Here is a 22,402-nt window from a genome sequence, read left to right on the forward strand (position 1 = left end):
CAGCGATATGGGCTTCCCGCGCACACCGGATGCGTGCAAGCCAAAAGTAAACCGCGAGGGATTCGCGACGAAGTCGGTTCCTCTCCTGGAGCTCTCCGATGAAGCGTTTATCCAGCTTGCTCGTTTGCTTCGTCCTGGTCGAGATGGGCGGTCCGGCGGCGGCTTGCATGAACGACAATGAGTCGCCGACCCATGAACGGGAGTTCCGCTCGCAGTACGGGGGACTCGCATGGATCCCCTCCGGCGACGAAGTCGCCTACCACTACCGAAACCGCCACAACCTCCTGATCGCGGGCGGGGCGGCCCTGCTGGGCGGGGGATTCGTCCTCGCCGCGAGGCAGGTTCGAGTGAGGGCCTGAACCGTGAGCGCGACTCGGCGCGTCGTTGAAACGGCCATGGCGGCCGTGGTGGGCTGGTGCGTCGGCTGGGTGGCCGGGGCGGTCGGCCACGTCATCCCGCAATCGGCGAGATACCCGTTCCTGGCCGAGTACGTGCCGTTGCCGCACCACGTCCCGAAATACGCGGACGGCGTGTCGTTTCGGTTCGCCATGGCCCAGGACGTGATCCACGAGCGGTTCGCCAGGCACGGCGCCTCCCACTATCGCGAGCGGGATCGGATCACCCGCGAGAAGCTCAAGGGCCTGGCGCCCGACGACCCGGCGGCCTTCGCGGCGGCGGACGATCTGGGAGTCGGCCTCGACCGGCTCGGTCGGTCGGACGAGGCGATCGCGGCGCTGCGGGACAAGCTGGCTCGCCAGCAGGCCAAGGGGATCAAGGGCCGCGGCCTCTACACGTCGTACGCCAACCTCGGGACGTTCCTGATCCACGGCAACGTCAAGAAGGCCGGGGCCGGCGACGCGTCGGCCAGGGAACGGTTTCGAGAAGGGGTCGCCCTGATCCGCGAGTCGGTGATGGTGAACCCCGAGGCGCATTTCGGCCGCGAGCAGTGGCAGGCCGCGATCGCCGAATTCCTCCTCGCCGCGATGGACGCCCCGGCGCTCTTGAAGACGTACGACTGCGTCGGCGACCGGCTCGACCTCGGGATCGACGAGATCCTCGACCGCGAGGCGAACTGGACCAGCACGGGTTACGGCCGCCCCTACGACCCGGCGTTCGGCCAGGGGAAGGCGGACCACGAGGTTCCCGCGTTCTTCCTTCCGGGCGCTCCGGTCGACGATCCCGCCCGGTGGCCGGAAGTCAGCCCGATCCGCAAGCACGTCACGAAGATCGGGGCCGAGGCCGGCTGGGAAAACGTCGCGGCGCCGTCGCACCGCGCGCCGGTCCCGTTCGACGAGCCCGTGCTGGGGATCATCGGCATGTGGCGCCAGGGGGGCGGAGCCAACCCTCACTTCGCCCTGGCCCTGGGCGAGATCATGCTCCGCGTCGGCCAGAGGCGCATCGCCTGGACGGCCTACGAGCGCGCCGGTCGGCTCGCCGACCGCTACTCGGCCGACCCGGAAACCCAGGCGTTCCTCCGCGAGCACTGCCGCAAGCGGCAGGCCGAGATCGAACGGACGCTGGCGTCTCAGCCAGGCGGGGCGGCGGTGGACCGGCTGCGTCCCCAGTTCGAGGCTGAACTGGCCTACGGCGAAGGCTTCCAGAAAGATTACCAGGACTTCGAAGCGGCCCAGATCGCGGCCGGCGCCTCGATCGCCGACGAACACTTCTTCGACGACTTCCCACGTCGGAACCAGGCAATCGCCTCCCAAAGCGGCCCGGAAGAATGGTTCGCCAGGGTGACGCATGCAAGAATTTCCAAATACCAATCCGAGAACAGCCAAGCCTGGGGCGTGTTCGGCGCCGGCCTCGCGGCGATCGCGGCGGCCGCGCTCATGCGATGGAGAGGTTGTAACGCTGAGGGTTAGGGACCGTCCATCGGCATGGGACCGACCTCACAGAGGCCGGCTACAAATTTGGAGTGCGGGACCTTGCTCCCGCATGGGCCGCGTATTCAGCGCGGCGGCAAGCCGCCGCACACCACATCCGACTCGAACGCTCGGGCGACCTTTCTACTTGCGAATCCCCACGAACAACACCCAACTCGAAACGCGGGAGTCGAAGAAATTCAGGCACTCACCACGGAGGACGCGGAGCGGAAGGGGACAGGCATCAATAAAGATTCAGATATCGCTCCACTGAATCGTTCCCCCTCCGTATTCTCCGACTCCTCCGTGGTGAGATTCTTCGAACCAACAATGGGACCTTGTTCGTGGACGGTCCCTTAAAGAAGAGACGGCGAATGTGGCGCAGCCGTGGCTTGCGTCGCACGGATTGAGTACCACCCGTGGCACTCAGGGACGGTTCGCCTCGCCCCTCGCGGGCGACGAGCGAACCTTGGTTTATTTCCCTGAGCGCTTGATCGTCCAGATAGTAACGGCGTTGCTGACGTCGTTGACGGCGGCGAAGTATCGGCCGTCGGGGGAGGTGGCGACTCCGAACGCGCCGCCTTGGGCGTCGCTGATCGAGAACTGGCCGACGAACTGGCCGCGACGGGTGAACTCGACGAGTTCACTAGGGAAGGCCGGGTCGCCGTTGACGGCGTCGCCGTTGGCGACGATCAGGTTCCCATCGGAGGCCGTGGTCATGCCGAGCGGCCCGCGGAGGTGGGCGTCGTCCTTGTAGATCACCCGCCCGGTCCCGTGGTCGGACCGCGCATGGGCGGCGTTGTGGATCGCGTAGACGGCGTTGTCGCCCGTCGAGGCGACGTACAGGCTGTCGGTCGCGTGGTCGTAGACCAGGCCGGTCGGGCCGATCTCGAAGGCCGCCGGATCGCCGTGATGCGTGTATCCCGAGGCGATCTGGGTCAGTGAGGCCACCTGGACCCCGCCCCCCGACGGCAGCCGGAGGTCGATCCGGGTCACGGTCCCGCTGAGCGCGTTCGAGACGAACACCAAGGCGCGGTTGCCGCCGTCCAGGACGGTCAGATCCCAGGGGCCGTTCAGCAGCGCGGAGTCGGTCAAGTTCGCGACGAGCTTGCCGTTCTTGTCGACGATCATCAGCGAGCCCTGCATGGCCGTCGCCGACGTGCCGTCCGTGCTCGGCAGGTTGCCGACCAGCACGTAACCGCGCTTGAGCACCCCCAGCGCGGTCGTCAGGCCCGACCCCGCCGGGGCCTGGAAGAAGACCGAGGTCTGGTTGTCCGGCGTGACCCGCACGATCGTCGTTCCGGTCCCCTGGAGATTGGAGCTGTTGTTGAAGTTCGAGACCAGCACGTCGCCGGCCTGAAGCAGTCCGCCCGAGGCGAAGCCGCTGGGGACGAACGCGACGCCGTACGGGTTCACGTCGCCGTTGGCGGGAATCGTCGTCGCCGTGCGGCTCGGCGCGGTCGCAAGCTGATCGATGACCGGGATCTGATGCTGATGCCCGTGCGACGCGTGAAAGGAGGCGATCTCCGCGGCTGTCGCGTGCATGGCGCTCAAGACCTCGCGGGCCTCAAGACTCTCCAAGGACGGACGAACGGCTCGTGATCGTGACGGGCGAGGACGAAGAAACATCGCTGACCCTCCTTCTTGAGAAGAACCGACCAGGCGTTTCAGTCACAGCACGATGTTCGCGCCACCCCCTCCGCGATTCAAGAAGAAAATGAAAAATCCATAAGATTTCACTAGGCAAATCCACTCGTATCCTGAGCTTCCATTGATATTTGATCGTCCGTCAATCCGAGTTCCCCGGGACGGGCGACGTGCTCGCGACAGCCGCACTCGACGACTGTCACACGACGGCGGCCAGAGGAGAGCCGGGACGGGTTCGGACGCGTCTCGCAAACGCCAGCACGCCCCAGGCCGCCGCCCAGATCCAGGCCGCCGCGAGCACCCAGAACGGTCGGTCCATTCGGTGGTCGAACCGGATCTGCTCGCGACCCGTGGCGGCGTCCCAAACTCGCGCCGCGCCGTCGCCGTCGCACGAGGCGGCGAGCCGCCCGTCGGGGGAGAACGCCACCGACCAGACCCTGTTAGCGAAGTCGGTCGCCAGGTAGTTGCGTTTCGTCTGCCCGGCCAGCTTCCTGGTGAGATTGTCGATCTCCTTCCTGCCCCCCCTGATGTACTGGATCGCCCGCGGTCGGACGTGCCCTTCGAACCGAGAAATCGGCCTCAGCGAACCCAGGTCCCAGACGATCACTTGCTGCTTGTCCGCCACGGCCAGGCGACGGGCGTCGGGAGAGAACGCGACCGCATCGGCCTGGACGTAGTTGAACGCAGCCCGGAGGCGGCCGTCGGCGGGATCGAGCAGGTTGAGCTTGCCCCCGATCGCCTGGACGGCCAGGGCCGAGCCGTCGGGCGCGAACGCCAGCGGTGCCACGCACTGAGCAGCGGACTTCGACCAGCCGAGCACGCCGCCGGAGCCGACGTCCCAGGCGGCCAGCCGCCTCCCGAGCGCGCCGGCGAGGAGAATGCGGCCGTCGGGGGAGAAGGCCAGCGTGTACACGAACTCGCAGTCGTCCAGCGCCTTGATGAATCGACCGTCGGCCACGTTCCAGAGACGGACGCGAAAGTCGTCGTCCAGATCGACCCGGTGGCGGGCGGTGGCCAGAACGCAGCCGTCGAGACTCAGCGCGGCGAGGCAACCAATCCCGTTCACTGGGCTGTCGAGCAAGAGCCGCTCGGGCCAGCGCGCCAGGTCGGACAGAGGCCGCGCGCCGCCGTCCGCCGCGCGGGCGACCAGGCGCTCACCGCCGTCGGCGACGGTCAGCAGCGGGTCGGGCGACACGCGCCGGTCGGACCGCCGCTCGCGCCTCGTCGCCAGGTCCCAGATGCGCAGCTCCGCGTGTGGTCTGGGAGACCGCAAGTAGCAGACCGTGGCGAGCGCGCGGCCGTCGGGCGAGAACGCCGCCGCGCCGACCATCGCGACATCGGGGGCGTCGCCGATCGCAACCCACACCGGAGGAGCCAGCGCAACGACCAGAATCAGCAAGCGGCGCGACCGGCTCATGAGGATCAACTCCGCTGGAGTGAGGGAAACGAGGACGTCTGGAGACGGGTCTTGCCCCGTCTTCGTCCGTCCAGCCGCACCGCGCGCCCTCGCCCGGCACGATCCGATGCTCGGCCGCCCGTATTTTACAACTGTAACACGACGGCTCCCAAGGGAAATCCGGGACGGGCTCGACCCTCGGTAAACCCATCGCCGACGCCGAATTCGTTAGGCGGGGGAGACGAGGGGAACGTCGGCAACCCGAAAAGCTCAGATTCCGCACCGGTTCCCTCCTCTCTCGGAGATCTTCCGAGCTTCCCAATCGACGTTAAAATTTCGCAATGCTCCTTTTCATTCCTCAATATCCACCAACAATCGCTTTAACTCCTACAGCCGACGTTATAATCTAGCAATGCCCCCTTTCCCTGCTCGATGAGATCCGAGATAAAATTTACATGAGGCCGGAAGAAGGATCTTCATCGATACGGCGGCGGGGAACGTGGGCATTTCCATGGGGGAGACCTCGAAGGGGCGCGGCCTCGGGCGTGACGTGCCGACGATCGGGACGGTCGGAAGTCTTGCTCGAACGCGCTGTTGCACCTAGACGCTTTCAGCGGACGAATGGCACTCGAATAAGGCCATTGCACAGTAGGTTTTCGGCCGAACCCAGTGGACACCCACTCTGAACCGAGTGCTATTCGGGCCAAGACGATCTGGCTTACTTTCAAAAAACCGCCGTTTTGCGTCTCCTTTTAAAACCTGCGATATGGCAAAATACCTGGGGGCGTTGATACCTGGACCGGTGTCGGGAATCGTTGGGAAGGCAGAGTGAGTCGGCGTGATCGGCGGGCCGTAGGCGGCGTCAAGATGCAACGGGGAGGGGGACGGCCGTGACCAGGTTGATCGAAGTCGAGCCGGCGAGCGCCGGCCTCCAGACGTTCCGCGTGGCGCTGATCTTTCTGATCCACGATCCGGCGCTGCTCAAATCGATCGCGCCCGACGAGGGTGACTTCTGCGATCGGAGCCCGGTCGAAGACCACGGGGAGATCTTCCGATTCCCGGCCGAGTCGGTGGGCGACGAGGAGGACCTCCGCAAGCGGCTGGCGGTTTTCCGCGCGCAGGAACGGCCGGGGCAGTTCCTGTTGATCTCCGATCTCCTGGCCGTGCGCGATCCCAAACTCGGGATGGTGGAGAGCGATCTGACGCGGTGGGTCCGGGACATGTTCCGCACGAGCCACCACCTCTGCGGGCTGGTCTCGCTCACGGAGCCGCCGGGCGCGCGGGTGAGCGACGTCGACGCGAGCATCCCCCGCGACGCCGACCGCGCCGCCTTGTGCCGGGCGATCGTGAGGGTCGCCACCGGTCTGCGGCTCAAGGCCAAGCCGCCGGTTCGAGCCGACGCGGCGTCGGCCGCCGCCGCCGTCCACGTCGAGGCCGTGCAGTCGTTGGAGCAGTTGCGCGATTGCTTCGCGCTCCGGAAGAAAGTCTACGGGCTGCTGGGCTACCTGCCCGACAAGATCACGAACGACAAGAGCGGCTTGGAGATGGACTGCTACGACATCGGCGCCGTCCACTTCGCGGCGATGCGGGGCCGCGAGGTCGTGGGCACGGCGCGGTTGGTCACCCAGTTGCCGGCCGACCTCGGCAGGTCCGACGAGTACTCCATCGACGCGATCACCACCTGCATGAAGCACCGCGATTGGGCGGAGCGGATCGCCCTGAAGGCGGGAGGGGCGGTGCGCGACCGGGCGACCAGCCCTTGCTTCATGCAACTGCCGATCCTCCAGTCGAGCGACTTCAGCGACCGCTGGCCCGAGATGCTGCAACTCACCTCGAGCGGGGCCGAGCTGAGCCGCGTCGTCGTGGCGCCGGCCTGCCGGGGGCTGCGGGTCTCGAAGAGCCTGGTCAAGATCGTCGAGGCCAAGGCGTGCCAACTGAACATCCAGATCGTCTTGCTGGAATGCATCCCCTCTCACGTCGATATGTATAGTTCCTATGGATTCAGGCCCATCGGGGGCGGGACCCACGTCCGGTCGAGCGACCTCGACCAGTTCGCCGTCGGGATGTGGTTCCGGTTCGACGCGGCGAATCGGTCGGCGACGGCCGCCGAAGACCTGCTGGGTAAGATCAAGATGCAACTGGCGCCCGGTTTCGGGCCGATCGACGTACGCGACGGGCGGATTTCAGGATAACGACGGAACCGCGATCGACCCGGGAGCGCCGCCATGCCGACTCGAACGAAAGTCTTCATCAGCTATTCGAGCAAGGACCGCGCCTGGCTTGAGCGTCTCCAGGTGCACCTCAAGCCGCTGGAGCGCGACGGCCTGATCGATCGCTGGGACGACACGCGGATCCAGACCGGCGACGCGTGGCGGGAGGAGATCCAGCGGGCCGTCGCCGCGGCCAAGGTGGTGATCCTGCTGGTCAGCGCCGATTTCCTGGCGTCCGATTTCATCGAGCGGGAAGAGCTGCCCCCGTTGCTGGCCGCCGCCGCAGAGCGAGGGGCGCGGATTCTGCCGGTGATCGTCGGCTCGTGCATGCTCGAGGGGCCCAATTCCAACGTCGGGAAATACCAGGCGGTCAACTCGCCGAACGAGCCGCTGGAGATGCTCAACGAGGCGGCCCGGAACCGCGTCTGGGCGGACCTGGCGCGGCAGATCTTCGACCTGCTGGCGCCGTCGCCCGATGCGTCGCCCCCGGCCCCCCCGAGCGCGGAGCCGACGCCGCCGGCCGCCGCCCCGCCGCGACCGGCCCCGCTGCCGACGGCGACCTCGACCCCGGCCGCGACGCCCCCGCCCGCCTCGGTCGCCGAGCCGGGAGCGGGTCGGTACGCGCTTCTGGTGATCAACGACAAGCATGTCGATCCGGTCTACGCGAGCCTGGCCGCCCCGCTGGACGAGGCCTTCAGCCTGGAGGGGGTGCTCGCCAGCGAGGACGTCGGCGGGTTCAAGGTGACGACCCTGCGGAACCAGGCGTGCGAGTCGGTCAAGAACGCGATCGACCAATTCTTCGCCAAGCGTCAGCCCGACGACCTCGTCCTGCTCTATTACTACGGCGTCGCGGTGAAGGATTCGGAGTGGGGGCTTCAGTTCATCACCCAGGACAGCCAGCGCGACGACCCGGAGCTCTCCATCAAGGCGTACGACATCCAGGGGGCGATGCGCCGGAGCGACTCGCGTCGGCAACTGATCGTGATCGACTGCGCGTTCGCCTGCGCGTACACCGGCGATGTTCCGCTCGCCGTCCTCTGCAAGCAGCGCGGCTTCCTGGCGAGGTTTCAGGGGGAGGGCCGATTCGTGCTCTCGGCCCCGGAGACGCCCCGGCTGAGCTGGGAGAAGGGGACGGCCCCCGAGCCGCCGGCCGAGGGCGCCGCCGTCGCGACCGGCCCGGTGCTGGCCGCCGCGATGGTCCACGGGCTCAAGTCGGGGAAGGCCGACAAGGATCGCGATCGCCGGGTGAGCGTCGACGAGCTGTTCGCCTACATCGAGGCGACCGTTTCGAGTGCGAGCGACGCCCCGAACAACGCCCCGGTCCGCTGGGCGTTCGACCAGTCGAAATCCGACCTCGTCATCGCCAACGCCGCCCTCCCGGGCGAGGACCAGATACCGACCCCGATCGTCCGACGCGATTCGGTCTCGCAGGACATCCGCCAGCCGTTCCTCGAATTGACCGTGCCGACCTACATCCTCGATCATCACTTCTTCCTGCTCGACTGGAACCCCGCCTTCGACGAGGTCGTCGCCAAGCAGTTGAAGCTGGTGCGCGGGCAGGACCACGCCAAGGCGTTCGTGCAAGCCCTGGTCAACGTCGAGGAGGTGGTCAAGCACGCCAAGGAGGTCTTCGGCGGCGAACGCCATCCCCTGGTCGACACCGAGATCCTCATCTTCAAATCCGACGTCTACGGCGAGGTTCGGTTCCGCAAGGTGGCGGCGCAGATCACCAACGCCGAGGGGCGCACCATGGGATGGATGGTCTGCCTGAACGTGCTCGACGCCGACGGCGGCGACAAGATCTGGGAAGATGTACTGTCGAGAATGGAGCAGCATGTGAGCTGGTCGCGGTACGCAGTCGTTTACGACGCCTTACTTCTCAAATTTCCCGCGTACCTCAAGCTCGTCGAGCAGGTCACCCGGCTGGTCGACGGCAAGAGGCGCTGCATCGTCCTGGGCGCGGGCACCGGCAACGACACGCTCCAGTTGCTGCAGGACCCCGACAGGGACGTCTGGGCGGTCGAGGTCAACGAGACGATGCTCGGGCAGTTCCGGGCCAAGCTGGTCGACTACCCGCCCGACTTCTCCGACCGGCTGACGATCGTGAAGGACAACATCCTCCGGCTCGACGCCATGCCCCGCGCCTCGTTCGACGCGGCCGTGATGACCAACGTGCTGTACGCCGTGCAAGACCGCGACGGCTGCCTGAATCAAGTCAACCGGATCTTGAAGCCGGGGGGAATCCTGGCCCTGTCCACCCCCCACCGCGAGACCGACGTCGACGCCCTCTTCGCGGGGCTCTCGGCGGCCCTGGAGCAGCAGGATTTGCTGGACCGCTACCAGGAGCACTTCGACGCCGCCCGCGCCCGTCACGACGCGATGCTCGACCTGATCCACCGCGACACGATCGACGAGACCCTGCAGATGCTCGACCGGGCGGGGTTCCAGGTCGAGGGGGCTCCGGTCCCCTCCTACCTCGGGGCCGTGGTCGTGATCAAGGCCGTGAAGGTCCGCGAGCCGGCCGTCCAGGTCGCGGTCGCGGTGGAAAAGAAGACCGCTCCGGAGACGCAGACCGAGCTCCGCGACGTGTTCGTGAGCTACTCGTCCGAGGACAAGCCGATCGCCGATCAAATCCGGGCCTGCCTGGAAGATCAGGCGATCTCGTGCTGGGTCGCTCCCCTCGACATCCACGCGGGCCTGGATTTCGCCGCCGAGATCGTCCACGCGATCAAGAGCAGTCGCGTGATGGTACTGGTCCTCTCGCCGTCCGCGAACAAGTCTCAACACACTCCGCGCGAGGTGGCCCTGGCCGCCAAGCGGGGCATCCCCATCATACCCTTCCGAGCCGAGAATGTGGACCCTTCCGAGGCGCTGGCCTATTACCTGAGCAACGTCCACTGGCTCGACGCCTTCCCCCCGCCGATCTCCCAGCACTTCCCCCGGCTGGGCGAGACGGTCAAGTCGCTGCTGTCCACCATCGCGGGTGAAGCCGTCGAGGCCGAGGACGCAAAATAACCCCCAACTTGGATCAGAATACAAACCATCGTGTTTTCAAAACCCGTTGTGGCGTTGTTCACGGAATAGTAGTAGAACCTTCTTGCAGATGCCAAGGGTGGGTTGTACTGTCTTTGGGATCAGACTCGCGAGCTGACAGTCCCTTCGGTCCCAACACCCAGTCGATATCCGGTGATAATGCAAACGGCGACCCCGATGCGATCGGCATGGTTTGGGACGACGGCGCTCCTCGCGCTGGCCGCCCTCGCCGTGATTGCGCCGACGGCGGCGCAAGCCGGTTGCAAAGGGCACGCGGTCGCCCGAACGCATGAATTCGGATTCGCCGGCCTGGACGCATTGCGGGACGTCGGGGCGCTGGCCGATCTCGCGCAGCCGGGCCCCGCGAAGCCCATCCCGGTCGACGCGCCGGTCCCGTGCTCGGGGGCCTTTTGCTCGGGCAGTCCGGCCGTCCCCGCGACGCCGCTGATCGTGCCGATCGAAGACCTGGGCGTGTGGGCGACCTTGATCGACCAGCCCGAAGCGCCCGAGCTGAGTTCCCAACCCCTCCCGTTCGACGAATCCCGGATTCTCCCCTCGTTCTGCGGGCTCTCCGTCTTCCACCCTCCCCGCCCGACCGCCTCGGCGTCCGCCTGACGCTCTTTACGCTCGCGCGCTCATGGGGTGATTCCATGCCCCGCGCGTGCTCGACACCGCTCTCCGTGGTGCGTCTTTCGTCCGTCGGTGGAGAAGCTCCATCGATCGAGGAGATCGCGCCTGGGGCGTTGGGCGCCTGACGCCGACCGTCGACAATCAATCGGCACGCCGTCCTTGTCTGGACGACCGTGGCGATGCGTTCGTCGATCGGTCGTCGCCCCATGTCGCGACGACCGGGCGCCGATCGACGTCACCCTACGAAATCCGCCGCCACATCGCCGCGGACGAAGCCGCGACCAGCCGCTTCCGCGCGTCGCGCGGGCGTCCCTCCAAGAGAGGACGCCCGCGGGGCGGATGATCGCCGTGCGCGCATTCCGAACTCCACAATCGTCTCGTTGCATCAATTTGCAAAAGGAAAGAAGAGGCTCCCAATGAAGCGTCGTTCCGGTTTCACACTGATCGAATTGTTGGTGGTGATCGCGATCATCGCGGTCCTCATCGCACTCCTCTTACCCGCGGTTCAGTCGGCGCGCGAGGCCGCCCGCCGGTCGCAGTGCATCAACAACCTCAAGCAGTTGGGGTTGGGGGTCCACAACTACCATTCGCAGCAGAACGTGTTCCCGCCTCTGGACCAGAACTACTCGGCGGCGGCGATCGCTTCGAACCGTTTCCCCAACGACCCCTGGCCGATCGACTGGATGGCGTCGATCCTCCCTCAGATCGAACAGCAGCCGCTCTACAACTCCATCAACTTCATGCTCATGTCGGGCGCCTGGGGCGAGGGAACCCCGCCGAACACCACGGCGATTCGCTCCCGGGTCTCGACGGTGATGTGTCCTTCCGAGAACACGAAGGTTCCGACGATCGCGCAAGGCTGGAAGAATTACGTCGCCAACGTCGGCGGTCCTCCGGTCACCAGCGGCTGGACGGGGCTTCTCGTGGTCATGCGGAGCGATCCCAACAACTACCCCGGCTTTTCATCCTGCCAGACCAATTCCAACTGCGGCAGCTTCGGGGTCGAATCGGTCACCGACGGCACCTCCAACACCGCGCTCTTCAGCGAGACCCTGCTCGGCACCGGCCCGGCGATGAATTCGGTCACGATCGCGACGGCGCAGCGGAAATCGACCTACCAGTTCCCGAGCGGGCTGAACATCCCCATGGACGTCGGGGCGGCGCAGCCCCAGGCGGCGCAGAACTTCGTCGCCACGTGCAAGGGGCTTCCGGGAACCACGGCCGGCTACGGCGGCCTCCCGCCGGCGAGCGGCAACGCCTGGCTCGCCGGTCACGCCGGTTCGACCTTGGTCTGGAACGCCTACAACCACTGGATGACGCCCAACGCGATCGGCTGCTACAACATGAACGACGGAAACACCGGCGGTTGGGGCAACGTCGTCGACGCCATCCCCCCCAGCAGCAACCACCCGGGCGGCGTGAATATGGCCATGGGCGACGGATCGGTCCGATTCATCAAGGACTCCATCAATCTCCAGGCCTGGTGGGGCCTCGGCACCCGCAACGGCAATGAAGTCGTCAGCAGCGACGCGTTCTGACGGATTGGGCGCCGGCTCCGTTTCGAATGTAGGGACTTCGAAACCCGCCGGCAGCCGATCCACTCCCGCTCTTTTTCCGAACTTCCAGAGATTCCTAATCCGTTGGAGACTCGTTCTTATGTCACTGTATCGACTTCGGGCGGCCCTGGCGGGCCTGGTGTTGACGATCTTCGCGTCGGGCTGCGGCGACGATATGGCGGCGCCGGTCGAGAAATCCCCTCACGCGCCAACCAAGGCCCAGATCGACGAGATGACGAACAGCGTGCTCCGCAAGGGCAAGACCGCCAAGGCGCCAACCGAAGCCCCCGCCAAGGCGCCGGCCGAAGTGCCGGCTGAAGCGCCGAAGAGCTAACGCGGTTTGCTCTTGGGTTGCTCACAACAATCAACATCAGCTGTTGCGAACATACCTTCTCCCCTTGCGGGAGAAGGTGGCCGAAGGCCGGATGAGGGGTGGACGTCATAGGGATTCGTCGAAAGGCCGAAGCGATCGAACACCCCTCATCCGCCGCTGCGCGGCACCTTCTCCCGCAAGGGGAGAAGGGAATTCGGATCCGCACCATCTGCAACTCAACTGCAAACCGCGCTGGTTGACGTCCAATCCGGCTTATCTCGACGATGCGCGTTCAAACACCGGCGGAGACGACCGACCCGGCCATCGGGCGATTGTTGGCGAGGGTGGTCTGCTCCAGCCGACGACGGAACCGCAAGTGCCGTTGCCGCGTCAGTTCCACCAGTGGGCGCCAGGCCGGGCCGGTCAGTCGGTGGCGGATCAGTTGATGCCAGATCCGATTCGACTTCTTGTAGAGGTACGACATCGCCAGGTACGGCGGCACGGCCCGCCAGTCCTGCGGCCTGCGCCGCCAGATCGAGCCGTGCGAGAACAGGCGGTCGTAGCACCAGGCGTAGCCCTCTTCCAACTCCTCCGGCGTCATGTGCCGGGGCCGGAAGACGGCGTGCGACGTGTCGTAAAGGCTCCAATCCTGGTGCAGCAGCCGCCCCTCCGACTCCATCGATCGGAACAGCGGCGTGCCCGGATAGGGGGTCAAAATGTGGAACGTGGCGCACTCCAGACGCGCGTCCTCGATCCACGCGACCGTCCGCTCAAACACGTCCTTGCGGTCGTGGTCGAAGCCCAGAACGAAGCTGCCGTTGACCTGGATTCCATGGTCGTGAAGCACCGCCACGCGCCTCGCGTAGTCCGCCGGGCTCGGGGTCTTCTTGTTCGCCTCGACGAGGTTCGCGCCAGCGAGCGACTCGAAGCCGACGAAGACCCCCGTGCAGCCCGCGAGCGCCATCTCGCGGACCAGCGACGGGTCGTCGGTCACGTCGATGGTCACGGCGGCGCTCCAGATCACCCCCAGCGGCCGGAGGGCCAGGCAGAGGCTCCTCAGGTACTCGGGCCGCGATCCGAGGTTGTTGTCGATGAACACCGCGTAAGGCTGGCCGTCCGCCCGGAACTCGTCCACGACCTGCTGTACGTCGCGAACCTGATACGGCATCGTCAGGCCGTTCGTCGCCAGGTAGCAGAAGCCGCAGCGGTTGTGGCAGCCCCGCGTGGCGATCAGGCTCGTGGTGGTCAAGAAGCTGCGCCGGGGGATCAGGTCGCGGCGCGGCGGCGGGTCGTCGCGGTAGGGACGGCGGTAGCTCCCCCGGTACACGTCGCGGAGCGCCCCCGCCTCGACGTCGCGGAGGATCTCCGGCCAGACCTGCACCCCCTCGCCGATCGCCAGCGCGTCGGCGTGGGGCGCGGCCTCCTCGGGGCATGACAGGACGTGAAGCCCGCCCAGGACCACCTTCGCCCCCCGCTCGCGATACCAGGCGGCCAACGCGTAGGCGCGGTCGGCGAACGTCAGATGTACGGAGATCCCGACGACCTCCGGGAACGGCTCCCACGGCGGCGGCCCCTGCAACAGGTTCTCGTCCCAGTACGATACGTCCCAGTCGGCCGGCGTCGCCCCGGCGATGCTCGTGAGCGCCAGCGAGGGCGTCAGGACGTGCTTGCCGTAACTCGCGTGCGGGTCCTTGGGATAGAACGGATTGATCAAAAGCGCCGACTTCGTCCGGACCGGACCCGGCCGAACCGACGCGTCGAGCTCAGGGGCGATCCGCAACGCTCGGGGAATCCACGGGGACTTCATGAGCGAGTCCTGTTCAAGGGGTCGAGGAGTACGCCACCCATCCTGCTTTGCAACACAAAGCGACATGGGCGACTCGAGCTTTGCGACGCAAAGAATGATTGTCAAGAGGTGAGCGGGCGGAAGGCGTCGCGAGAAGCAAACGGAACTGGGCCTCGGCGCGTTCGCGGCCGCCGATCATGATGAGCATCTCCAGGTCGAGCAGCTTGCCAGCGAACCGCGCCTCTGGAAAAAGATGGAACGATCGGCTCTGCTCCCGACGTTATGAAGAGGTTGGACGGAAGACCATCGGAACCTCGTGGAGTCATGCTCGTGACCACCCGTCGCAAGAACTCAGTCCCCGGGCCGCTGCGCACGCTCTTCAACGTCGGCGCGATCGGGGACATGACCGACGGCCAGCTCCTGGAGCGATTCGCGATCGGCGGAGAGGCGGCCGAACTCGCCTTCGCCGCCCTGGTCGAGCGCCACGGGCCGGTGGTGCTCCACGCCTGCCAGTCGATCCTGCGCGACGAGCACGACGCCGAGGACGCGTTCCAGGCGACGTTCCTGGTGCTCGTCCGAAAAGCCGGATCGCTCTGGGTGCGGGACTCGTTGGGTCCCTGGCTCCACCAGGTGGCTTATCGCGCCGCCCGGTGCTCCCTGTCCGCCAGGACCCGGCGAACGGCCCATGCACAGAGGGCGGCCGAGATGATCGCGGCGCGGCGCGACCAGGGAAAGACCGACGACGGCGAGGAGATCGGGGCGGCGCTGCACGAGGAGATCGAGCGGATGCCGGAGCGTTACCGCATCCCGGTCCTGCTCTGCGACCTCGAAGGACGCACCCACGAGCAGGCCGCGCGGCATCTGGGATGCCCGGTCGGCACGATCAAGAGTCGACTGGCCCGGGGCCGGCAGCGGCTTCGAGACCGGTTGACGCGCCGCGGCCTCGTCGTCCCGACGGGAGCCCTCGCGGCCGGCCTGCTTCCGCCGACCGCTCGGGCCGCGCCGCCGGCGTCGTGGGTCGAGTCGACGACCCGGGCGGCCATGCACATCGCGGCCGGTCAGCCGCCCGCCGCGGTTGTCTCCGCGACGGTGTTCGCGTTGTTGAAAGGTATCTCGAAGGGGCTCTTCATGAACAGTCTGAAGGGGACGTTGGCTGCCGTCGCGACGCTCGGAATCCTCGCCGCTGGGGCCGCCGGGCTGGCATGGGCTGGACTTCAGCAACCGTCGGGCTCCGACGCGCCGCGCCCGGCGGCCGTCGAGGAGAAAGCGCAAGTCGAAGCCCCGAAAATCCAGGACACCGAGCCCATTGACGGCTCGTGGCGCGTGCTCTACCTGGCCGGCACGGTAGCCGGCAAACGCGAGGGCTACTTGATGCCGAACCTGGAGGCTCCCATCACGGGCAAGACGATCGACTTACCCACGCTGACCGACGACCCGAAAAACCCGATCAACTACCTGGGCAAGACTTCCTACACGCTGAAACCGGGTCGGATGGAGGCCGACGAGTGGGTCAAGGCGGACGAGGAACGGCTTGAGGAGTTCCGCGGCGAGTTGTCCTGGATCGAGCTGTCCGCGCGCAGGCTCGCGCACAATAACCAGCCAGTTCCCAGCGACTCGTTGATCATGGCCAGGAAGAAGGTCGACTTTGGTGAGGCGCGGCTGCGGAACACACAGAAGAGGCGCGACCAGCGGTGGGCGGAAACGACCGCCCAGATATCCCAGATCGACATCGCAGCCTCCCCCAAGAATGGGAAGGTAAGGCTGGGCATCTACCGGATCAAGGACGACGTCCTGACGATCTGCTACGACGAGTCCGACCACGGCCGGCCCGAGACCTTCGCCGACGTCAAACCGTCCCAGCGCCTCATCATCCTGCATCTACGCGGAATGAAACTGGAAAGCGTCCCTCCGTTGCAACCAGAGTAGTTCCCGTCGGCGAACGTTGAGGACTGAAGGCGGCTAGCAACGCCCCGAGGCGGCGTCGCAGTCCCGGATCATGGGGGTGAATCTCGGCCCCGGGACCAGGCCGGTCGATTGCGGGCTGTCGGACTGTGAATCATCGCTCGGCGACCGGGCCGTTTTCCCCGCCGGCGGTCGAGTCTATACTGATCAACCTGGCCCCGCCGTCACTCAACGCCATCGAGGTGTCCCGCCATGTCGAGCCCCAAGGAATCGTCGTTCCCGCGCCGGGATTTTCTGCAAGCCGCGATCGCGGCGGGGGCGTTGAGTTCGGGGGCCGCGGCCGCCGGCTCCGGCGAGGCAGGCGTCGGGGGCCGGGATGGGAACCGGATCGTCGCCGAGAACAAGCGGGAAGGGGCGCTCGACTGGCAGTTGACGCGGGTGCGCGTCGACGGCAAGGGGTTCCGGTCGCCCTGGGTCGAGGGGTACTGCTCCAGGCAGAGCGTGAAGGCGGGGGAGGAGATCGAGATCTTCGTCTCCACCGACCCGGCGCGCAAGGTCCGCCTCGAAATCTTCCGGATGGGGTATTACGGCGGTCGCGGGGCGCGGCTGATGAAGACGATCGATGGGTTGCAGGGCGTCGCGCAGCCCACGCCGCAGCCCGGGAAGAAGAACTTGCACGAATGCCGATGGGAGTCGAGCGCCCGGCTCACGATCCCCAGCGACTGGTTGAGCGGCGTCTATCTCGGCCGGCTGACCACGGTCCCCGAGGGCAAGGAGTCGTACTGGCAGAGCTACGTCGTGTTCATCGTGCGCGACGATCGGCCCGCCGACATCCTGTTCCAGTGCTCCGACAACACCTGGCAAGCCTACAACCGATGGCCGAACGACTACTCGGTCTACACCGATCCCAAGGGGGGGCAGGGGCCCTGGGCCGACGTCAGCTTCGACCGCCCGTACGGCCGCGAAGCCCAGCACGACGGCGTCGTCAACGATCCGCTGACCGTCGGGTCGGGCGAGTTCCTCCCGTTCGAGTTCCCGCTGGCCTACTGGCTGGAGGAGCAGGGTTACGACGTCTCGTACTGCTCCAACAGCGACATGCTGAGCCCCGACCGCGGGCTCAAGTGCAAGGCGTTCATCAGCGTCGGGCATGACGAGTACTGGGACATCCGCCAGTTCCGCAGCGTCGAGGCGATGCGCGACGCGGGGGTGAACCTGATGTTCCTCTCGGGCAACGCCATCTGCTGGGTGACGCCGTTCCGCGACGGGGCGTCCGGTCGGCCCAACCGGATCATCTTCCGGGGCGGCCCCTACGGCGCCGAGAATGAGTACGCGGTGAACCGCGAGCGCGACCACGGGCCGTTCCCGCATCGCGGCCCCGACGAAGGGTTGCTGATGGGCGGCCGCAACGTCGAGCCCGTGAACGGGGGAGGGGACTGGATCATCGCCAAGCCCGACCACTGGATGTTCGAGGGGACCGGCGTCAAGCAAGGCGACGCCGTCCCCGGCCTGATCGGCTGGGAATACCACGGGCAGCCCGCCGACATCCCCGGCCTGGAGGTCGTGGCCGGCGGCACGGCCTGGCAAGGCGGCGTGAATCCGCAGCAGTGGACGGCGACCATCCATCCCGGCCCGAAGGGCAACTTCATCTTCAACGCGGCCACCATCTTCTGGGCGCAAGGCCTGAGCACGCCGCCGGGCCACGTCCTGCCGTGGTCGCACTGGAGCCGGCCGCACGGCCCCGACCCGCGCGTCCAGCGGATCACCCGCAACCTGCTCCAACGCGCCTTGTCGTAGCCCCGCCGCGCCGGCGGACGACCTAGTCGACCACCGCTTCGATCACGCAAGTGGGCGAGGCGGTGGGGACGATCCGGGTCAGACGGAGGCCGGCTCCGGCGAGCAGGTCGCGGAACTGGACCTCGGTGCGTTCGTGGCCGCCGACCATGATGAGCATCTCCAGGTCGAGCAGCTTGGCGACGTGGGGGTCGTTGCCGGGGGGGACGACCATCTCGGCGAGCAGAACGCGCCCGCCGGGGCCCACGGCCTGACGGCAGTTCCGCAGAATGGTCGTGGCGTGAGAGTCGTCCCAGTCGTGGATCACGCTCTTGAGGATGCAGGCGTCTGCGCCGGCGGGGACCGCCGCGAAGAAGTCGCCCGAGGCGACCTGGCAGCGGTCGGCGAGCCCCTCGGCGGCGAACCGGGCCTTCGCGCCCTCGCTGACTTCCGCCGTCTCGAAGAGGACGCCGCGGAGCGCCGGGTTGGCCTTGAGGATGGTGGCCAGCAGGTAGCCGTGGCCGCCGCCGACGTCCATCAGCGCGCCGATCCCCGAGAAGTCGTAGGCCGCCGCGACGGCCAATGAGTTCTGCACCGACCAGCCGGTCATGGCTTCATCGAAGACGGCCGCCGCGCCCGGGTTGGCGGCCAGATAGGCGAACGGGGGCATGCCGAAGATGCCGTCGAACGCCCGCTCGCCGGTCTTCACGCTCCGGTGCAGCTCGCCCCACGGCCGCCAGGTCCACTCTTCGCCCGTCATCGTCGCCACCGCCCGGAGCGAGCCCCGGACGTCCGACCGCAGAAGTTCGGCCATCGGCGTCAGGGCGAACCGGCGGTCGGCCTCCTCGGTGAACACCCCCACGCTGGCCAGGGCGCGGAGCAGGCGGTACAGGGCGGTCGCGTCGACCTCGGCCGCGCGGGCCAGCTCGTCGCAGGGGCGAGAACCGTCCTTCAGCAAGTCGGCGATCCCCAGCTTCGCCGCGACGCTCACCGCCTGGGACACCCATTTGCCCAGGATCAGGTTCTGCAAGGCCAGCAAAGAAGCAAGCGGTGCGGGCTCCGGCATATTCGTTTCTCCACTCGGTCGTGACAGGATCGTTCCGCGAGCGGGAGATCATACCAAGGGACGCGGAATCGGGGAGCCCAGCCCCCAAGAAGTTCACCCCGCCACGGCCGCCGCGAGGGGAGAGGACACGATCGCGACACGCGATCCTCACAAAAATCATACATTCATGTTTCAATACATATAATCTAATACTCCGGCTCCGACTCCACCTCCAGGCCGCGAGCGGCCTCCCAATACAAACCACCATGACGCCGCGGGGACACCCGGCCTCATGAAAATGGGGGGCTTTTCGCATGGCGTCACGACCGGGTCCGGTAGGGGCGCCCCTTGTGGGCGCCCGGTTCGTTTCACGTCGACCGCTCACGCTCGGCGATCGGGCGCCCACAAGGGGCGCCCCCATGGCAAACAACAGACCGGAATTCTTAGAGCAGCCCGAAGCGCCAGCGAGGGAGTGTTTTCGAGTCGCCGAGGCGATCCCCTCGCTGGCGCGTCGGACTTGTATTTCACTCCTCGATCGTCCCGCAGTCGGCCCAACGAGTTCTTTTCAGATCAACCAGTTGGACGTCGTTCGTGGACCACCCCCAACCCCGCCGGGAAGGCATCGCGGGCGACCTGGAGAATCCGATGCAATTCAGTTCTCTACTCGTCTTAACATCTCACACCATTATACAACATGAAATAAATTTCATTAAGACCGAAGAAATTTCCACAAAGCAGGAAATAGGGACGAAAGAGGCTGTTCGAGGGAATGTCCGTCGGCATAAACTACGTGACCGTGTCGGTCACCCTTGCCGGCGTCAGGCCCGACCCCTCGAGCTCAGCCGGCCCCTTCACCTCTGGGGATTCCCACATGGACGCGCGACGCATCGGTCGGCCCCTCGCGGCCATCGCCGCCCTGGCGATACTTGTCCCGCCGCTCCAGTTCGGCTGCGGAGACGACAGCAGGACGTCCGGCACCCAGGTCCAGATCAGCCCTGAGGCGAAAGCGCAAATCAAGGATATGAAAGACATGTACAAGGACATGAACAAAGGCGCCGCGAAGAAGAAGCGGTGACGGAGGGACGTCCCTACTCTCCCTTGGTCTCTCGTCGTCGGCCGGCCGACCGGCCCGACGGCCGTCCCGTCAGGCTTCATCGATTTTCATTATTCGATTGACCTTAGGTGACGAAGGAGCGACGGATGAGGAACACGAAGCGAGGTTTCACGCTGATCGAACTTCTCGTGGTGATTGCGATCATCGCGGTGCTGATCGCGCTGCTGCTGCCGGCGGTCCAATCGGCGCGCGAGGCGGCCAGGCGGGCGCAATGCGTCAACAACCTGAAGCAGTTGGGCCTGTCGCTGCACAATTACCTGTCCTCGACGGGGGCGTTCCCGCCGGGAATCGTCACGACCGCCGACGGCGACGCGCCGGGGGAGCTAGGCACCTGGACGGTCTGGAGTCCGCAGGCGATGCTGCTCCCCTACGTGGAGCAGGGCCCGCTGTACAACGCGGCCAACTTCAGTTGGGCCTGCTGTTTCGACGGGCCGTACGCCGACGCGGTCAACTCGACGGTCTACCTGACCCGCATCGCGGGATTCCTCTGCCCGTCGGACGGCAACGCCGGCGTCGAGCAGATCAACAGCTACCTGGGCAGCCTCGGCTCCTCGACCCGCTCGACGCCGGCCGACGGGCTGACTAACGGCGTCTTCCAGGTGTACGACGCCAACCTGCGCACCGTGTCGGTCAGGATCGCGCAGTTGACCGACGGCACGTCGAACACCATCGCGTTCAGCGAGGCGCTCGTGGGCGACTTCGGCAAGAAGAACAACTACGCGGGCAACGGGATGACGGGGGTCGCCCACTGGGACGGCAAGGCCGACTTCCTCGACCCGGCGACCAACGTCCCCGCCGTGATGCAGGCTCTCCAGGACTGCAACACCTTCTGGAACGGGACCGCGATCATCGCCTGCCCCGGCGGCAACTGCAACAAGAGCGGCCTGAAGCAGTACGGCGGCCAGCTCTGGGCGCTGGGCGAACGGGGCTACACCCTGTTCAACACGGTGGTCCCCCCCAGCTCGACCCAGTACCCCTGGCGAATCTGCGGCCGGACCTGCTTGAACTGCTCCCCGGAAGAGTCCAACTTCCTGAACGCCAACAGCAACCATCCCGGAGGGGCGAACTTCGCCTTCGCCGACGGCAGCGTGAAGTTCCTCAAATCCAGCATCAGCATGCAGACGTACTGGGCGCTGGGCAGCCGCAACGGCGGCGAGGTGATCAGCTCCGATCAGTACTGATCACGGCCGCATCCCGCCGCCGGCTCAGACCTGGGCCGGCGGCTTCTTCTTCGCCTCGTCGGCCGCCACGATCGCTCCGATCGCCGCGCCGAGCCCGACGAGGACCTGGGCCATCGCCCGCGTTTCCGGCGACCCGGCCACCGGCAGGTGGGTGCGGTGGGTGGGAAACAGCAGGGCCCCGGCCAGCTCGTAGACGACCGTCGCGAGCGCCGCGCCGACCAGTCCCCCCACGGCGGTTCTCAGCCAGACGCCCTTGCGTCCGGTCCCGATCCCGAACGCCAGGCCGCCGGCGAACCCCGCCGTCGACCAGAGCGCAATATGCCCCAGCAGCGGGACCGCCAGGTCGGTGGACTGAGGGTCGAGCTTGGCGTACAGCAACGGCATCAAGACGCTCGCGACGCCGGCCGCCGCGAGCCCTCCCGCCAGCACCCCCACGACGCCCGCCTTGATCGTCGCCCCGACCGATCGCCGCGCCGCGCCGCCGGCCGCGCCCAGCGCCATCCCGACCAACGCGCCGGCCGCCGTGACGGCCGCGATGCCGCTGGACACCCGCGCCCGCGTGATTTTGAGGCTGTCTTCCAGCGTCGGCACCGGCTTCATCGTCGGCGTCAGCGTGGGCCGGTAAGCCCGCTGCACTTCCTCGCCGGCTCCCCAGGCGGCCAGCCCCGCGAGGGCCCCGGCCGCCACCGCCAGCACCCAGCCCCGGCGGGTCGCGATCCGCCCGGCCTCCAGGCCCGAGCCCCCCCCGCCGTGTTCCACGCCGATGTCCAGCCCCGAAGTCGGTTCACCAGGCATTGTTGATTCGTCTCCCTCGCGTGACAGCAAGCGACGGCCATTTCCACAACTTGGCTTCAGACTACTTGACGCAATACTCCTTCGATACAAAATATGCTATTCGTCGAAGCAGATAGGGAAAACGCATCGCCCGCGCTCCTTCGTCACCCCTGAACACCA

16 protein-coding genes are annotated in these 22,402 nt (G+C 66.7%); 11 read left to right on the forward strand and 5 right to left on the reverse strand.

Annotated elements, in window-relative coordinates; translation table 11 throughout:
• Positions 1–98: 98 nt before the first annotated feature.
• Positions 99–359: a hypothetical protein gene (locus tag BSF38_RS16025; protein WP_076347242.1), complete on the forward strand. Its 261-nt coding sequence runs from the start codon at positions 99–101 to the stop codon at positions 357–359.
• A gap of 3 nt (positions 360–362) precedes the next feature.
• Positions 363–1,865 carry a hypothetical protein gene (locus BSF38_RS16030; protein ID WP_145952158.1) on the forward strand — a complete coding sequence of 501 codons (1,503 nt, stop codon included), beginning with the start codon at positions 363–365 and terminating at the stop codon, positions 1,863–1,865.
• 474 nt (positions 1,866–2,339) lie between these two features.
• Here the strand turns inward: BSF38_RS16030 and BSF38_RS16035 are convergent, their stop codons facing one another.
• Together BSF38_RS16035 and BSF38_RS16040 are read right to left on the reverse strand one after the other, a co-directional pair.
• The gene (locus BSF38_RS16035; protein WP_237170482.1) at positions 2,340–3,410 is read right to left on the reverse strand and encodes an NHL repeat-containing protein; all 1,071 of its coding nucleotides are present in this window, start codon (positions 3,408–3,410) and stop codon (positions 2,340–2,342) included.
• Positions 3,411–3,711: 301 nt separating this feature from the next.
• Entirely contained in the window at positions 3,712–4,929 is a 1,218-nt protein-coding gene (locus tag BSF38_RS16040; protein WP_076347248.1) for a WD40 repeat domain-containing protein, read from the reverse strand.
• Positions 4,930–5,798: 869 nt separating this feature from the next.
• Here BSF38_RS16040 and BSF38_RS16045 point away from each other — a divergent pair.
• From BSF38_RS16045 to BSF38_RS16065, 5 genes are all read left to right on the forward strand, one after another.
• Complete coding sequence (locus BSF38_RS16045; RefSeq protein WP_145952159.1) at positions 5,799–7,100, forward strand: GNAT family N-acetyltransferase; 1,302 nt, start codon at positions 5,799–5,801, stop codon at positions 7,098–7,100.
• Between the two features lie 33 nt (positions 7,101–7,133).
• The gene (locus BSF38_RS16050) at positions 7,134–10,133 is read left to right on the forward strand and encodes a TIR domain-containing protein (RefSeq protein ID WP_076347252.1); all 3,000 of its coding nucleotides are present in this window, start codon (positions 7,134–7,136) and stop codon (positions 10,131–10,133) included.
• 195 nt (positions 10,134–10,328) lie between these two features.
• Positions 10,329–10,766, forward strand: coding sequence for a hypothetical protein (locus BSF38_RS16055; protein WP_145952160.1), 438 nt, complete (start codon positions 10,329–10,331; stop codon positions 10,764–10,766).
• 431 nt (positions 10,767–11,197) lie between these two features.
• Entirely contained in the window at positions 11,198–12,319 is a 1,122-nt protein-coding gene (locus BSF38_RS16060) for a DUF1559 domain-containing protein (protein WP_076347256.1), read from the forward strand.
• 118 nt (positions 12,320–12,437) lie between these two features.
• A complete protein-coding gene (locus BSF38_RS16065; protein ID WP_076347258.1) occupies positions 12,438–12,671 on the forward strand; it encodes a hypothetical protein in 234 nt (77 codons plus the stop codon).
• Between the two features lie 271 nt (positions 12,672–12,942).
• Here the strand turns inward: BSF38_RS16065 and BSF38_RS16070 are convergent, their stop codons facing one another.
• Complete coding sequence (locus BSF38_RS16070) at positions 12,943–14,457, reverse strand: B12-binding domain-containing radical SAM protein (RefSeq protein ID WP_168189390.1); 1,515 nt, start codon at positions 14,455–14,457, stop codon at positions 12,943–12,945.
• A gap of 309 nt (positions 14,458–14,766) precedes the next feature.
• Here BSF38_RS16070 and BSF38_RS16075 point away from each other — a divergent pair, with 309 nt between their 5' ends.
• Together BSF38_RS16075 and BSF38_RS16080 are read left to right on the forward strand one after the other, a co-directional pair.
• Positions 14,767–16,362 (forward strand): sigma-70 family RNA polymerase sigma factor, encoded by a 1,596-nt coding sequence (locus BSF38_RS16075; protein WP_168189391.1) that lies wholly within the window; start codon positions 14,767–14,769, stop codon positions 16,360–16,362.
• Positions 16,363–16,590: 228 nt separating this feature from the next.
• Positions 16,591–18,132 carry a N,N-dimethylformamidase beta subunit family domain-containing protein gene (locus BSF38_RS16080; RefSeq protein ID WP_076347264.1) on the forward strand — a complete coding sequence of 514 codons (1,542 nt, stop codon included), beginning with the start codon at positions 16,591–16,593 and terminating at the stop codon, positions 18,130–18,132.
• A 22-nt stretch (positions 18,133–18,154) separates the two neighbouring features.
• Here BSF38_RS16080 and BSF38_RS16085 read toward each other — a convergent pair whose 3' ends face one another.
• On the reverse strand, positions 18,155–19,174 hold the full coding sequence (locus tag BSF38_RS16085) for a methyltransferase (protein WP_076347266.1): 1,020 nt from the start codon (positions 19,172–19,174) through the stop codon (positions 18,155–18,157).
• Positions 19,175–20,024: 850 nt separating this feature from the next.
• Here BSF38_RS16085 and BSF38_RS16090 point away from each other — a divergent pair.
• Positions 20,025–20,228 carry a hypothetical protein gene (locus tag BSF38_RS16090; RefSeq protein WP_145952161.1) on the forward strand — a complete coding sequence of 68 codons (204 nt, stop codon included), beginning with the start codon at positions 20,025–20,027 and terminating at the stop codon, positions 20,226–20,228.
• A 125-nt stretch (positions 20,229–20,353) separates the two neighbouring features.
• Positions 20,354–21,448: a DUF1559 family PulG-like putative transporter gene (locus tag BSF38_RS16095; RefSeq protein ID WP_076347269.1), complete on the forward strand. Its 1,095-nt coding sequence runs from the start codon at positions 20,354–20,356 to the stop codon at positions 21,446–21,448.
• 24 nt (positions 21,449–21,472) lie between these two features.
• On the opposite strand, the gene BSF38_RS16100 is transcribed toward BSF38_RS16095, so the two are convergent.
• Positions 21,473–22,243 carry a hypothetical protein gene (locus BSF38_RS16100; RefSeq protein ID WP_076347270.1) on the reverse strand — a complete coding sequence of 257 codons (771 nt, stop codon included), beginning with the start codon at positions 22,241–22,243 and terminating at the stop codon, positions 21,473–21,475.
• Between the last annotated feature and the right edge of the window lie 159 nt (positions 22,244–22,402).

This window comes from Paludisphaera borealis (assembly GCF_001956985.1).
GTDB lineage: Bacteria > Planctomycetota > Planctomycetia > Isosphaerales > Isosphaeraceae > Paludisphaera > Paludisphaera borealis.

What these genes read in the sequence shown, in the direction of transcription:
- BSF38_RS16025 (WP_076347242.1), top strand. Translation starts at nt 99, where the DNA reads ATGAAGCGTTTATCCAGCTTGCTCGTTTGCTTCGTCCTGGTCGAGATG.
- BSF38_RS16035 (WP_237170482.1), bottom strand. Translation starts at nt 3,410, where the DNA reads ATGCACGCGACAGCCGCGGAGATCGCCTCCTTTCACGCGTCGCACGGG.
- BSF38_RS16040 (WP_076347248.1), bottom strand. Translation starts at nt 4,929, where the DNA reads ATGAGCCGGTCGCGCCGCTTGCTGATTCTGGTCGTTGCGCTGGCTCCT.
- BSF38_RS16050 (WP_076347252.1), top strand. Translation starts at nt 7,134, where the DNA reads ATGCCGACTCGAACGAAAGTCTTCATCAGCTATTCGAGCAAGGACCGC.
- BSF38_RS16055 (WP_145952160.1), top strand. Translation starts at nt 10,329, where the DNA reads ATGCGATCGGCATGGTTTGGGACGACGGCGCTCCTCGCGCTGGCCGCC.
- BSF38_RS16060 (WP_076347256.1), top strand. Translation starts at nt 11,198, where the DNA reads ATGAAGCGTCGTTCCGGTTTCACACTGATCGAATTGTTGGTGGTGATC.
- BSF38_RS16065 (WP_076347258.1), top strand. Translation starts at nt 12,438, where the DNA reads ATGTCACTGTATCGACTTCGGGCGGCCCTGGCGGGCCTGGTGTTGACG.
- BSF38_RS16070 (WP_168189390.1), bottom strand. Translation starts at nt 14,457, where the DNA reads ATGAAGTCCCCGTGGATTCCCCGAGCGTTGCGGATCGCCCCTGAGCTC.
- BSF38_RS16080 (WP_076347264.1), top strand. Translation starts at nt 16,591, where the DNA reads ATGTCGAGCCCCAAGGAATCGTCGTTCCCGCGCCGGGATTTTCTGCAA.
- BSF38_RS16085 (WP_076347266.1), bottom strand. Translation starts at nt 19,174, where the DNA reads ATGCCGGAGCCCGCACCGCTTGCTTCTTTGCTGGCCTTGCAGAACCTG.
- BSF38_RS16090 (WP_145952161.1), top strand. Translation starts at nt 20,025, where the DNA reads ATGGACGCGCGACGCATCGGTCGGCCCCTCGCGGCCATCGCCGCCCTG.
- BSF38_RS16095 (WP_076347269.1), top strand. Translation starts at nt 20,354, where the DNA reads ATGAGGAACACGAAGCGAGGTTTCACGCTGATCGAACTTCTCGTGGTG.
- BSF38_RS16100 (WP_076347270.1), bottom strand. Translation starts at nt 22,243, where the DNA reads ATGCCTGGTGAACCGACTTCGGGGCTGGACATCGGCGTGGAACACGGC.